This is a genomic window from Paenibacillus sp. J2TS4 (assembly GCF_018403245.1).
GTDB lineage: Bacteria > Bacillota > Bacilli > Paenibacillales > NBRC-103111 > Paenibacillus_L.
The window spans coordinates 25215-40276 of record NZ_BOSH01000011.1; the positions used below are offsets into that span (position 1 = coordinate 25215).

The window sequence follows — 15062 nt, forward strand, 5'->3', positions numbered from 1 at the left end:
AGCCCCTCTCCTAGGCACTGAATTCCGGATACTTAGAGAAAACGCTCTCAACCGCCTTCAACGTGTCCGCGATCTCCCGCTCCCCATGCACTATGGATACATACCATAGTCCATTGGGACGAATCAGGACGCCTTCCGCCAGCATAAGCTCGGCAAATCGGCTGTATTTGGCCGCATCCCGGCGCCCAAACTGATCGAAATGAACGACCTCGGGCTGATCGGTGAACATCATATGGAACACGGGACCCGGTTGATTGACGATGCCTTGTATATTATATTTCTGCATTAAATTCCGAAGACCTTCCGCCAATGTTTCCGCAATTTTCTCCATCCGGGCGTAGGCGGCTCCGTCATCCTTACCGAGCTCATCGAGAACCGCCATAGCCGCGGCAGTCGATACCGTGTTGCCGTTCAATGTCCCCAGATGATCGACACGGCCCTCCGCCACCAAATTCATGATGTCGTGCTTGCCGGCAACGGCGCTAAGCGCAATTCCTCCTGCCAATGCCTTGCCCATCGTCATCAAATCGGGGACGATGCCGAAGCGCTCATGAGCTCCTCCCAGCCCAAGCCGGAATCCGGTAATGACCTCGTCAAATATAAGGACAATCCCGAGCTGCTCGGTCAGCTTCCTCATGTTCTCCAAATAGCCCTTCTGCGGCGATATACAGCCGGAGTTGCACATGACCGGCTCGGTAATAACCGCAGCGATCTCCTCCCGGCGGTCTCGCAGCGTGCGTTCCAGCAGCTCGGGCTCGTTCCACGGCAGCAGAATAATATCGTCCAGACTATTCTCACTCTGGCCTCCCGTTCCCGGAACGGCTTCTCCGCTGTCTGACCCAGCCGCTTTGCTCTTCATATCCGGACTCGGGAAGGAGGTAAAGATAGCGTCGGACCAGCCGTGATAATGGCCGTGGAATCGGACCACCTTCTGCTTGCCTGTATAGGCTCTGGCCAAGCGGAGCGCCATCATGACCGCCTCTGTCCCGGAGCCGCTGAACACGACTTTATCCGCGCAGGGAAGCAATTCAGTCAGCCGTTTAGCCAGCTCAATCTCCCCTTCATGCTGAAGCCCGAAGGTGTAGCCTTTCTGCATCGCCTGATTTACCCTTTCATTAAGCGCAGGATGGGAATGCCCTAATATCAACGGACCATAAGCGAGCAAATAATCGACATATTCGTTGCCGTCAACATCGTATACTCGCGCTCCCCTACCACCAGCCGCATAGAGCGGAGTTGGCTTCATGGCCGCCCTCAACGAGCTGGCCACCCCTCCTGCCAAATATCGGCTCGCTTCGTCCAGCATTTGTCGGGATTTGTCTACTTTCATTATTAAACTGGCCTCCTTGACGGGGTATAAATCCCCTGCAATATCTATTTAAGAACATCGTATCACGGAGGTCGTTACCCATCAAGAAAAATATTTTACAATTAGAAAACGTTGTTCGATATTTGCTTCTCATCAATATCTGCGACTAATAATATCCACTCTCATACAATACCCGCGTCTATGGAGATCTCTATATGAAATCTCTATCTTTTATATCCTATATCCGCCATCCACCGTATAGAGTGAGCCGGTGACATAGGAGGAGGCATCCGACAGCAGGAAGGCGCCGACCTCATTAATTTCCTCCGGCTTGCCGGTTCTTCCGAGCAGAGTCGAATCCTTAATGAACTGCTGCGTTTGTTCGGGCATTCTCTGCCATGCTTCCTCCGTATTGAAGTCCCCGGGAACAAGCGCGTTAGCGCGAACCCCGTGTTTGGCGTAGTCGATCGCGATCACCCTCGTCATTTGACTGACCCCGGCTTTGGCGGCGCCATAAGCTAGACAATTCGTCTGAGGTATATGTCCCAGAATGGAGGAGGTGTTCACAATGGAGCCTCCCCCGCTTTTAATCATTGCCTGCAGCGTATATTTATTGATTAGAAATGTGCTAGTCAATGTGCCGCGAATCGTCGCCTCCCATTCATCCAAGGCAAGCTCCAAGGTCGGCTTGCGAACATGAACGTAGCAATTGTGATAGACACCGTCCAGCCGGCCGAAATGCGCTTCCACCCGGTCCACCCATTCCTTGACCTGACTCTCGCTGCATGCATCCGACTCGGCAAACAGGAAACGATCGCTGCCATAACTTTCTGCCGTCTTTTTCAGTTCAGGAAAGGCTTCGATCGACAGCAGGTCCGACGCGGCCACCTTCGCCCCCCGTTCCAGAAACATAGTGACGGCTGAGCGGCCGAGCATTCCCAAGGCACCCGTAATTAATATCACTTTACCTTCTAATTGCTTCATGCTTCACCCTCCATTCATGAAATTAACCGCTTACATTACTTCGTTGGCAGCTATAGTAAGTTCATCTTATGAATGATCTGCGGCCTTTATTGCTTAAAATACAACTTCATGCTCAACTCCTCGCAGGCTTGCCGGACCGCTTCCACGGCTTGCTCCCACAATTCGTCGCCAATTCGGGCCGATGGAATCGATATGCCCAAGGATGCCGTCAGCTGCTTAGATGAATTGTAGATAGGTCCCGCGACACAGTACACTCCCTCTACCGCCTCCCCATTGCTAAAAGCCAGCCCGACCTTGCGGATCTCCTCCAGTTGATTCAACAGTTCCTGATAGCTGTGGACTGTATTGGCCGTCAAGGTCCCCAGCTCTTCATCGGGATACAGCTTGCGGATTTCTCCTTGATCCAGCGAGCTCAGAAACATCTTGCCCATGGCCGTCGCATGCAAAGGCAACTTCATTCCGAGATGAGAGACAAAACGGACGGCATGAGAGCTTTGCTTTTCAGCAATGTACAGTATATTTCCTCCATCGCGAATGGACAAAAAAACCGATTCATTAATCGAATGGACAATTCTCTGGGCAATGTGGTGGAATTCAGCAGATAAGCTCGTATTCTGAACATACCGGGAGCCGATTTCAAACAATTTATGCCCGAGGAAGAACATTTTCTCATGCTTGTCGGTTTCCAAATACCCTCTGGCCTGCAAATTTTGCAGAAGCTTATAGGTGCTGCTGGTCGGCATATCGAGCTTTCTCGAGATGTCCATCAAGCTCATTGGCTCCTTCTCTTCCGCAAACAATTCGAATATATCCAGAACCCGGTCCGCAGATTTCACAACCACTTGCTTCTCTTGCTTTTCTTGCTTCTTCACCACATATCCTCTTTTCACGAAAATGATTTTCCATACAAAAAACATTGTAAATTGTTTTCATAAGAAACTCAATCTATTTTCCTAAAATTCATTCTGCATATGCGGTAATGGAAAAACTTCTGTCAAAGTGCTTGTAAGGGAAACGACTGCGTTTAAAAGATACTTCTATAATAATAAAGAAGCGTAGGGACGATGGATATTCACTGAAAAAGAGGATGTGAGAGGCGGGGGTAACCCCGGGGGTTCCGGGGATCAGCATTCTCTTTCACGAAATAAAATCTACTGCAAATGTGCAGCCATTCAGGGGAATTTTCTCGAATTACAGTTCATCTACTGCGAAAATACAGTGGATTTGACTAATTAATCTCGATAGGGGATGAAACAGACGATTCTACTGTACATTTGCAGTCCATCTTCGAAAACGAGGCCATTCTTGCCAGGTTTACTGTACTTTCGCAGTCACTCCCCTGATTGGGCCGGGAACAGATACCCATGCAAGGACAAAACCGCCCTTGGGGGCCCTTTTCTTTCCCCGTCCAGACAGCTTTGAGTTATTTGGACAGCGAAAAAGCGTCCCCCTGCACGAGGTTCCGGTATTGAATCGGGGTAACTCCCTCCAGCTTTTTAAACTTACGGATAAAATTCGTCAGATCCACATAGCCGACCCGCTCAATAATTTGACCCAAATTCAGATCGGTCGTTTTCAACAATAACTTGGCCTCGTTCATCCGAATTTGATCGACATACCGCATTAAGGAATCCCCGGTTTGATTTTTGAAGAAGCGGGTCAAATACGAAGAGGAGAATCCGAATTCGCCTGCAATCTGATCCAGACTGATCGTTGGCTCCTGGTAGTGCTGATCCACATAGGCGACGAGTTGATCGAGCAGAGCCATGTTCTTGCTTTCTTTATGCTTGTCCACATACTCGCACACCCGGTCACAGAACTCGATCATGATCGGCTCCAACGCTTCCACTGTTTCGAAGCGGGAGACGAAGATTCGTTCGATCGCTTGATCGGCATCCTCGATTTTCATATCCATTTCCAGCAAGGTTTTCATCACGGTATTAATCATATCGAAACAGATGAACTCCACTCTCTCGATGGAAATGGGCTGACTCACAATACTCGAGATCATATCCCGGATCACTTTCCGAACCTCATCACTATTTCCCTGCTTAATGGCCCTGACCAGCAGCTTCTCCGGCTCCAGCGGATACCAGATGATGCTTTCCTTCGATTGCTTGACCTCGCTGTAGCAGATGACCTGGTTGCCTCCCTTGACAAGCCGATAGCGGGCGGCATGGTCAGCCTGCGCCAAAGATTTATGAATCTTGACCAAATCGCTGAAGACACGGCCGATTCCTATCGTGATCCCCATCCGGTAATGTTGATTGGCAAACTGCTTCGCTTTGACCCCCAGCTCCGTTAACTGATCCAATCCCTCCGAGCCTTCAAGGATATTGAGCAGAACAACAATTCCGCGGCCTTCCCTGTATTCGGCCCCCCATCCGTCTCCTATTTTTCCGGATAGATTCTCCACCACCTGAATCAGGCTGTATTTGATAATGTCCTGCATTGGCTTCGTATTCTCTTTAATAAACTGCTCGTAATCGTCAATCAACAGAAGCAGAACGGCGAAATACGGCTTATCCATAGTTAAACCGAGGACGGGGCGAATTTCCTCCAGTTCCTCACGGCTTCTTACCCTGCCCTCGACCAAAGACAGAACATAATTTTCCTTCAATAAGCTTGCCTGGCTCTTTAGCTTTTCCAGGAGCCCTTCGTTCTCTCGGGTCACTTCCCCGATCGCTTCCGCAATCAATGCGATTTCATCGGTTTTTCTCGGCCACTCCTTGAGGATTCGCTCATTCGTCAGCCCGCCGGCCAACTTCAAGAGCGGCTTGTAATTCCGAATGGAAAAGACAACCGCCATAAGCAGCCCCAGCGCCAAAACCGCCATCACTGTATAATGAAACAAGCTGCGGGTTTCGTTGACCTTGCCCAGCAATTGATTCGTCGGCATCGCGGTAATATAGGACCAGCCGTTAGTTTCCGACTTTAACGTAACGACAGAATAATCTACCCGATTCATAGAAATCGAGTGAATCGGCTGGCTCGAATCCGGATGCTGAACGGCTTCCCGAATGCTCGCGGCTTGCTCCGGGGCAATGTTGTTCAACACCTGGGTCACCGGCTCGTTGTTTTCATCGACAATCCATGTCATTCCACTGTAATCCTTGAGTACTCTGCTAATCATATGTTTCATTTCGTCTTCCTTGATCAGAAAAAAGACGACCCCATACCCCTTGTCCGCATCGGCTGACAAGGGATGCAAATAAACGACAAAACCGGTGGAATACGCCCCGCCCGCCGCCACTTGCTCCACCGATCGGATCACGGGCTTGTCGAGCGTGGACAGCGTCTGAACAAACTCCTCTTTCCCCCAATGTTTAAAAGGGTACGCCGAGCTAAAAAAATAATCGATGCTGTGAATTCCGCTGGCCGCATACATGACGGATGGCTGTCCACTCCTGTAGTACAGAACGACATCATGGACGAAATCATTGGCCGACCGGTATTTCTTCAAATCCTGGATCGCTTGATAGGTTCCATATCCGCCTTCCGCAACCATAAACGGGGTTAATAGCGGATTGGAGGCAATTTGCAGAGCCATCCGGTTCATCTCGCTCGTTCTGGTGTCCATCGCCTCTTTAATTTGGGTCAATGTAGCGATGGTGGAATCCTCAACCTCCTTCTGCAGGATGGAGAGGAAGGAACCGTATACGACACCGCCGACGATACTCATCAGCATAACGATCAGCAATATATAGGAAAACAGATACTGGTAGAATCGGTTAGACCATGAAGGCACGCGAAATATTCGTTTCATTTTCACCGGCAAGCCTAATCCTTTATTTATATAAGCTCGTATCATGAACGAACTTCCCCCTTATTAAGATCGCCTGTCTTAAACGTAATGGATGCGGCAGAAAAGCTTCACATTAAAAAAACTCCTGCCAAATTATGTAAGCGCATTCACATATGAAGCATGGGCTACAATAGGTATCATACACCATTACTTTGTAACCCACGTCAATTTTATATTGAGTTTTTCTAAATTTACAGCTTTATCCTTTTAGCGAGCCAATAAATATCCCTTTGACAAAATATCTCTGAAGAAACGGATACAGCAGCAATACCGGCAGGTTGGCCACAATGACAACGGCATATTTGATCGATTCGGCCTCCATTAATTTTTTGGCCAGCCCTTCTTGTGCGCCGGTATCCATCATTTGTGCGTTTTGACCCTGAATGAGTATTTCCCTCAGAATAATCTGCAGCGGAAACTTGTCTCTTTCCGTCAAGTAAATTAAGGCATTGAAAAAAGCGTTCCAATGCCCGACAGCATAAAATAAAACCATCACCGCCAGGATCGGGGTGGACAAAGGCAGGACAATTTTAAATAAAATTTTGATATTGGAGCATCCGTCGATCTGTGCGGCCTCCTGTATTTCGTGAGGCAGGCTTTGCTGAAAAAAGGTACGCATAATAATGACGTTCCATACGGAAACCGCATTGGGAATAACCATCGCCCAGATCGTATTGATCATTCCAAGATTTTTGACAAGCAAATATGTCGGAATCATTCCTCCACTGAAAAACATAGTAAACACCAGCAGGGCCATCACTCCATTGCGACCGTACAAGTCTCTTCTCGACAAGGGGTAAGCGGCCAGCACCGTCATCCCCACATTAATCGCGGTTCCTAGAATGGTGTAGAGAATCGTGTTACCATATCCCTGCACAATATCTTTGTTTCCGAACACTTTGGTGTACCCGGTAAAAGTCAATCCTTGCGGCCACAGCCACACTTTCCCGTTCAATACCGCCGCGGGATCACTAATCGACGCCACAGCCACGAACAACAGCGGATAGAGTACAATAATCAATATGAGGGTGAGCATGATCGCATTGACCGCCCCAAACACTCTGTCTCCCCAGGCTTCTTTCTCCAAAACTCCTTTCCCTCCTTACCATAAGCTGGTTTCGCTTACTTTTCTCGATATGTAGTTCACCGAAACGAGCAATATAAAGTTAACGATCGCATTGAAGAGGTCCACCGCTGCGGAAAAGCTGTATTGCGCCTCCAGAATACCGCTGCGATAAACGTAAGTCGAAAGCACGTCTGAGGCTTCCATGTTCAAATCATTCTGCAACAGAAGCACCTTCTCGAAGCCGACTCCCATCAAATTGCCCGCATTCAGAATAAGGAGAATGACAATGGTCGGCATAATGCCAGGAAGGTTAATGTGCCAAATTCTTTGCAGGCGGCTCGCCCCATCCACCTTGGCCGCTTCGTGCAATTGAGGATCAATGCCGGTCAAAGCAGCCAAATAAATAATAGAGCCCCACCCCATATTCTGCCAAACGCCCGAAAACACAAAGATCGATTTGAACCAGCCCGGCTCGGTCATAAACGAGACCGGGGCGCCGCCAAACAGTTTAATCAGTTGATTAACAAGCCCATTGCCTGGGGCCAGGAAAATAAGAACCATCCCCGCCAGCACGACGGTAGACAAAAAGTGCGGCGCATAAGTAACCGTCTGAACCGTCTTCCTGAAAAATGGAGCTCTTACTTCATTAATCATAAGAGCGAGAATAATAGGGACTGGGAAGCCGACTACCAGCTCGTATATTCCAATTCCGAGAGTGTTCTTGATAAGACGCCAAAAGTAATAGCTGTTAAATAATCTTTCAAAATGATCAAAGCCGACCCATGGACTTCCCCAAATCCCTTTGGAAGCCATGAAGTCTTTAAATGCTATTTGCACGCCATACATAGGAACGTATTTAAAAATAACGTAATAAGCGATAACCGGGATGAGCAGCAAGTAAAGCTCCCAGTTTCTCCGGACCGATCTGGCTGCGTAATGCCAATGGTTATTCCGGGGCTTCACAGCTTTAATCGACTTGTGGATATTCGTATGGGCCAATGGCACGTTCTCCTCCTCCCGCACTCTTGCTTGTCTATTTCTCTATCTTGTCAGTCTCTTTTAGTGAGAAATCCGGTCCCCATGGCAAGGCGCCAAGTTCACAGGGACCGGAATGGATCCAATCAGATTACATAGAACTAATCGTTGCTGTATCTCTCGAAGGCAGCCTTATATATCTTCATGTATTCTTCCAGCCCCATCTTGTTGATGGTCTGCACATAGTCATCCCATTCGGCTAAAGGCTTGGCTCCGGTAATGAATTTGGCCCGCATCTCTGATACGTAGGTTCCGATATCCGAGCTTAACCCGGCCAATCGGCTGTTCTCCTCCGGGGTGAAGGAGAACGCCGGCCATACTTCCTTATTGGCATAAGGCTCTAACAGTTCAGCCGCCGCAATGGAATTAGGCAGGCTTTCACCGCCTTTAAAATACTGTTCCGAAATAATTCCCGGAGTTCCTCCCACCGACCAGATCAAGTATTGCGACACAGCCTCATCCAAAGACAGGCCATCCGGATGATTGGCAATTTTGTCCAGATACTCCACCTTGCCGTCCTCAGTCTCTGCGTAGGTCACCCCTTCGAAGCCCATAAAGAACATTCGGCTTCCTTCATCGCTGAAGAAATGATCGATCCAACGCATGGTCGCCTCGGGATGGGCATTCTGATTCGTAATGACAAAGGTTCCCAGAGTGACCAATGGGGAGTTGCTGACAACTGCTTTGTCGCCGTGCGGTCCTGCTAGCGGCGGTGCTCCTTCGTAATAATCAAGCTGCACCCAGCTTACCGGATCCCAGCCAATGTAAACCCCATATCGATCAGATTGTATTCTGGCCAGGAACTCCGATGAATTCATAGTGAAAATGTCCGGATCGATCAATTGCTCTTGGTAAAGCCGATGCGCGAACTCTAGCAGCTCCCTGTACTTCTCGTCCGCAGGGAAGAATCGCAAATCGTTCGTCTCGGGATCTACATCCACATAATTATGCCGGGATCCTCTATTCTGCAAGTCCCACGGACCGTAGAGCCATTTCATCAAATAGCCGGTACTCAGTGCCCCTAACGGAATTTCGTCGGCCTCTCCGTTCCCGTTCAAGTCCTCACCCTTGAACGATTTCAGAAATTGATACAACTCCTCTGTCGTTTCCGGGTTCTTCAACCCCAGCTTTCCTGTCCACTTTGTATTGATCCAAGTTTTCGGATTGATCAGTACCGAAGTAAAAGCCGGATCGTATACTCTCGGGATCGAATAAATATTTCCATCCGGCATAGTTAACCATTTTTTAGCATCTGGGTTGTCTTCCAAAAACTTTTTAATATTAGGTGCGTATTCCTCTATTAGATCATTAAGCTTGATAAATACCCCTTGCTCCCCATACTTCATCACATCGTTGTCAGATAACAGCGTCGCGTAGAACGCATCCGGAAGGTCTCCTCCGGCCAGAATAAGATTGCGCTTCTCACTTAAAATCTCTTGATTGATCATCTGCCATTCAATATCTATACCGGTCATTTTTTCATACTCGTTAAATAGCATGATATCGTTCCAGTCCGGAGTATTCGTTGCCTGAGGAGCCACGAACTTCAGTTTGATCGGTTCATTGACGATCGGAAAACCAGTTTCATTCACGACCTTGACGGCCGCATTCTCCGATCCGGTTTGATCTGCGTCTCCATTCTGCTCTGCGCCTCCGCTACCTTTCTGGCAAGCTGTCGTTAAAGCCAGCGCAGCTGCCATTGACAGAGCCATCCATTTTGTTGCTTTCCCCCTCATATTTAAACCTTCTCCTCCTTCAAAATGGTATTACAGGTTATCGTCCGCCTGAATCTACGGCTGGATTTTCTGTTATCAGGTTTCTCTTATTCGCTAGGCTGATAACGAATATTGATCTCGGCGGCTGAAGCCACCCCTCCGCTTCCCTCGACAGCTTCCAGACGAAGATAGCGGGTGCCCGGGGCGGAGAAATCTACCTTCTTCAAGAAGTAGTCTCTATCCCACGCTCCGGATAAGACCTCGGTATACTGAACCCCATCGGTGCTGGCATAGATGCGATAACCGGTAATGATCCCGTCCGGCTTAAAGTCTGCCCGCGTCTGATAGTCCAACCCGACTATGTCATAGATTCCGCCAAGGTCTATGGTAATAGATTGCGGCAGCGGGTCTTTCGGAGACCACTCCGAATGCCACATCGTCGCCTGATTCCCATCAATCGCTTTGGACGCCTCATACCCTGTATGTTCGCTGGTGGATACGGCAGTCATTTGCTTTTGCGGAACGTAGTAAGGCTTAGGCTCCGGTTGGCTGGGCAGACTGCCGGTATTCCGAATCATCAAATCGGTAATGACAGCAGCATGATCGGAATAGAATGGCTGATCGTTCTCATGCTCCGGAAGCTTCTGATCGCGGACATACGAATCCGTAATTCTCATTTCATCCCCGCGCGACCAAATGTAGTCTATTCTCCCTGGCGCCATTCCATATCCATAATAAGGGCTCCATGTGTTCCCGGGGTCTTTGCCGGCGTCGGGATTCGCCCAACGAAACGAATCGATGAATCCAGCGTCCTCCAGAATCTGGGTCACCGGCCACTGCAGCACAAGTCCGGCATGACCAGGCGCATCGGCGAATCGCTCACTCCAATCGTAATGAGACAGCGTATTAAAGTCACCGGCCAACAGAACAGGAGCGGTATCCCCTTCCAAAAGAGTAGGAATACTGACATGAACAATTTTACGAATATGTTCTATCCGGCGCACCAAGTCGGTCGCAACGATTTCCGCGTTCGTATTCGTTCGGGGGAGATTATAAGTTATCTCACCAACGGTGAGATTAACCTTACACCACGCGCAACCTTCATGATAAATCCAAGCGTTAAACAAGTTTACTTCTTGCCCGTCGGGAAGCTCCACCTTGATCCCGCCAAAATGAAAACTGTTCATCAATCCTTGATAATACATAACCGGATATTGCTTAATTACTGGATAACGACTGAATATCCACAGATTGTCTTTATCAGGCTGATGAGCCGGTTCGTTTGATATTTTAATCCCGGTGTATTGCTGATTTTCGGGCAATCCTTCATTTAAACCTGCCAATATTTTCTCTCCGGATCTGTAAGTTTCCACTGTAAACAGAATATCCGGATTTTCATGACGAATGACTTCAATGATTTGCTGAATATTCTCCTCCCCGCCGGCGGCTCGGCCTCCTTCCCACAGGTTCCAGGTCATGGCCCGGACAGGAGTGCCCAGATCGCCACTGGCGAATTCATGGGTCACTTCTACAGTGAGCTCCCCCTGCGGGACATAGAACTCGGTCGATACAACCGGCCCGCCATCCGGATAAGCTACATGACGAGCCAGAACATCATCGTCTTGACGTATAGTGAATACGACCTCATTCCCGAGTATGGCGCCGCCATCCGTAGTGGCCCGAATGGTACAAATCCGGCCTGCAGCATGATGCGGCAAGGTGCTGCCCTTTGGACTGGCTGAATTAATGACTGCCTGGGCCTCCGTCTGTTCGCCGCAGCGCAGCTCCAATCTAAAGTGCGGGTTGCTCGGGACGGATTCCCCGTAGGCTTCTACGGAGAAGGTAACCGTGTCCTTATTGGAAGCGCTTATTTTATTGTTCGCAAGGATTGAATTAGAATCCATTACCAATAGGACCAAAAGCAAGGTGATAACGAGAATAGAAACGGTTGAAACCCGGACTTTCTTCTTATACACCGATATTCCCTCCTTGTCTGATAATAAATAGTTGATGGAACAGTTGAATGTACCCATTGAATCTGTCAGTTGAATATGCCCATGATTCGCCTATGGATATTAACATTCATGCAGTCATTTCATGGCCATCCTTTTCCCTTTCTCAAGCTTCCCCGAGCCTTGCTTCATGAGCAGGCCGATACGCTCCTTTCACTTTTTCCTCACTGTACCTCGTGCCGCTTTGAATTGTCCATCGGCAGCACAGACGTCCATATGCAATTCTTTACAATGCCCGCCAGCTCTCGCTTTTCAGACCTTTCACTCATGTATTAAGGGTCCCCTAAAAAAAAAAAGGACCGGGGGCCTGAAGGCCCTCCGGCAGAACTATCGTTGTTTAAGCTTTTCGAATACGAGTATAATCTTGCGGAAGCTTATAGATGCTGCTGGCCGGCATCCCCAGCTTTCTCGAGATGTCCGTCAAGCTTATTGGAACGTTTAATTTTGTTTCGCTTGCCGGCTTCGTACTGACCGTATAGCTGTCCGCACGCAGCATCAATCTCTATGCCGAAGGATTGTCGTACGGTTACCTTGATTCCCGCTTTCCTAAGCTGCTGATAAAAGAAGTCCACGGTTGCCTGATCTGGCCGCCCATAAGCTTCCTGCGCACCTAAAGCAGGATTATAGCGAATCAGATTCACATGATACAGCTGTTTCAGGCTCAGTCTTTTTCTGAACAGGGCAATCAGTTCACGCACGTGATCCTGCGTATCGTTTACTCCGGGGAGCAGTACGTAAGCCAGGTATACTTTGCGCCCTGTTTCTCTTATATGTTCATCCAATACATCCATGACATCCGCCAGCGCATACTTTTCATTGATGGGCATCAGCTCGCTCCTCTGCTCGTGAAAAGGTGAATGCAAAGAGAAGGTCAGGTTAATCTGCGGAAATTGCTTAGCCAGCTTGTGAATTCCCGGGATGATGCCGATGGTTGAAACTGTAATTCTTCTCGGGCTGAACCCGAATAGTTCCGGATCGGTCAATATTTGGAGGGCCATAAAGGTTTGGGGATTAGCCAGTGCTTCCCCCATTCCCATAAAGGAAATGCTATCCACCGAACGCTGCTGCATCGCGAAATACAGAATTTGGTCGGTTATTTCGTCGGCACTCAGGTTTCTTTTTAACCCGATAGCTCCGGTTGCGCAGAAGCTGCATCCAAACCCGCAGCCGGACTGGGAAGAGATGCAGTAAGAATTCCAGCCTGCCCGGTATTTCATAGCGACGGCTTCGATTTTATCCCCACCGGGAATTTCAAACAGCACTTTCTCAGCCTGCGGCGATAAAGCCTGGGAGACGGGCCGAATATCCAATAGTGTGCTGCCAAACTGTTGAATTAGCTTATGTCTTAATTTAATGGGTAAAGCCGTCATCTTCTCAAATTCGGCAACTTTCTGCTTGAAGACGGCTTGTACGACTTGTTGAAATCTGAACTTGGGTTCATTCTCGGTGATCAGGAATTCCCGAATCCGTTCATATTTCGTTACGGCTGGCTTGTTCTTTTCTGTATTGTAAAGATTCAGGTTATTTGTCATAGTAGCTTCCTCTCTAATGGAATCAATGTCCAAAATTATTTACTTTTACCGGTGTCTGATCATGCGGTTTTCTTCCCTTACCACTGCCCTTATGGACCTCTGCCGGTATTCCTTCCTGTCTCGATCACGAAAAAGTCCTTACAGCCGCCATTGCCTTGAGTTCGATGCTTATCCGGAATCCCTGCAAAACTTGAAACCCAGTACAGTTGTGTGATCAACACAAAAACCTCCTTATCCTTTTTCCGGACAGGAGGCTTATCTACGCATTGCTACATGGACTGTGCCCTATCAAACAGCAGGACATAACTCCCATGGAATGTTCAAAAAAGCGCAGACTAATCCTATCCAGAAAAAACGCAATCGCTTAACGGTTTTTTCTTATGCGATAGGATTAGTACTTCATTGGCCCAGGATCACCCTTTCTCATTCATTGTGGTACAAGTAATTTCATCCGTGTCATTAGCGGAGCGGGATAAGGGTTAAGCTGGGTAAGCAGCACAAAAAACCCCCTATCCATAATTTCGGGATAGGAGGCAGGAAGACGATAACAGGAAAGGAAACAGCTGCTAATAATATAACTAGTTATCCTGTTACATATATAGAAAAGCCCACACTAATCCTATCCAGAAAAAATACAAAAAGCTGTAATTTTCCTTAATTGAATAGGATTAGTTGTACATCGGCTTTCACCCTTTCGGTTTCAATGTAATTAATTTACCACTTGTTTATGGCAAAAAGCAAGCATTCATTTGTTAAAGCCCTGCATAGGATCGCCCCGAATTCCCCTTACTCCAAAAATTCGTCAACTTCTTCGAGTTTATAGGTATACACTTTCTTCTCGTCCACATGGTAGATAGTCAACAAGCCGCTGCTCTCATCAAAATTCAAGATTCGACAAGGAATTCGCCCCCTGGCTTCATGGTTGTCATTGAGAATCAGCCAAATCAGCTGGCGCTCGGCCATCCAATAGCGAATCCGTTCCACCATAGCGTTATCATCCGACTGAGCTCTGCGCTCCTCAACTATCGTTTTTTCCTCATCCGCTACACGGTTTGGCTGATCGATCGGAAGAATGTGAACTTCCCTTAATCCGGCATGTCTAAATAACCCATTCAGATAGTCGATCGCCTGCTGTTCATCCATGTTCTCAACCGACACATGAACGCAAAATCTATGATTCCTTCCGTTCGCATTGCCTTTAGTCATTGTCTTCTGTGCGGCCTGCCCTTCCCTAGGTAGATTTTCTAAGAAGTCATGTGAATTCTTGCCCGCGGGTGATTCGGATGGTAACCCCGTCTCGCTTGCTTCGCCAACGATCCCGTTAATAGCTATTTCGCCCATTCTATTTCTCTCCTTCGATACTTGATAGGGATGTCGGTTTACCTTTTCTTATCCTAAGCCCATTCCCGCGAATAAAGCCGATTAGTCCCAAGGACTCAACAAATATTACCCTTGTCCTATTATCTCCGTTCTCCTTCCCTTTAGCAAGACAACAGTTTTTGTCGTATTATGGCGAAAAATATTATTATTTCCCCCTATCATTTGAAAAAACAAAGAAAAACATAGAAATAAAGAGATTTATGGATTAAATTGGATTTTACTAC

Annotated in this window: 10 protein-coding genes; all 10 read right to left on the minus strand. The window is 48.0% G+C overall.

Annotated features, from left to right (window positions below; genetic code table 11):
* Window positions 1–10: 10 nt before the first annotated feature.
* On the minus strand, window positions 11–1330 hold the full coding sequence (locus KJS69_RS20735; protein WP_213585705.1) for an aspartate aminotransferase family protein: 1320 nt from the start codon (window positions 1328–1330) through the stop codon (window positions 11–13).
* 210 nt (window positions 1331–1540) lie between these two features.
* Complete coding sequence (locus KJS69_RS20740; protein WP_213585706.1) at window positions 1541–2293, minus strand: SDR family NAD(P)-dependent oxidoreductase; 753 nt, start codon at window positions 2291–2293, stop codon at window positions 1541–1543.
* Window positions 2294–2379: 86 nt separating this feature from the next.
* Entirely contained in the window at window positions 2380–3165 is a 786-nt protein-coding gene (locus tag KJS69_RS20745; RefSeq protein WP_249730637.1) for an IclR family transcriptional regulator, read from the minus strand.
* Between the two features lie 551 nt (window positions 3166–3716).
* Complete coding sequence (locus tag KJS69_RS20750; protein WP_213585708.1) at window positions 3717–6104, minus strand: helix-turn-helix domain-containing protein; 2388 nt, start codon at window positions 6102–6104, stop codon at window positions 3717–3719.
* Window positions 6105–6297: 193 nt separating this feature from the next.
* Entirely contained in the window at window positions 6298–7185 is an 888-nt protein-coding gene (locus KJS69_RS20755; protein ID WP_249730638.1) for a carbohydrate ABC transporter permease, read from the minus strand.
* 15 nt (window positions 7186–7200) lie between these two features.
* A complete protein-coding gene (locus KJS69_RS20760; RefSeq protein WP_374706689.1) occupies window positions 7201–8127 on the minus strand; it encodes an ABC transporter permease in 927 nt (308 codons plus the stop codon).
* Between the two features lie 173 nt (window positions 8128–8300).
* Window positions 8301–9935: an extracellular solute-binding protein gene (locus KJS69_RS20765; protein WP_213585709.1), complete on the minus strand. Its 1635-nt coding sequence runs from the start codon at window positions 9933–9935 to the stop codon at window positions 8301–8303.
* Window positions 9936–10021: 86 nt separating this feature from the next.
* Window positions 10022–11890 carry a discoidin domain-containing protein gene (locus KJS69_RS20770; RefSeq protein WP_213585710.1) on the minus strand — a complete coding sequence of 623 codons (1869 nt, stop codon included), beginning with the start codon at window positions 11888–11890 and terminating at the stop codon, window positions 10022–10024.
* A gap of 410 nt (window positions 11891–12300) precedes the next feature.
* Window positions 12301–13458 (minus strand): Cfr family 23S rRNA (adenine(2503)-C(8))-methyltransferase, encoded by a 1158-nt coding sequence (locus KJS69_RS20775; protein WP_213585711.1) that lies wholly within the window; start codon window positions 13456–13458, stop codon window positions 12301–12303.
* A 786-nt stretch (window positions 13459–14244) separates the two neighbouring features.
* Window positions 14245–14799 carry a hypothetical protein gene (locus KJS69_RS20780; RefSeq protein WP_213585712.1) on the minus strand — a complete coding sequence of 185 codons (555 nt, stop codon included), beginning with the start codon at window positions 14797–14799 and terminating at the stop codon, window positions 14245–14247.
* Window positions 14800–15062 lie beyond the last annotated feature (263 nt).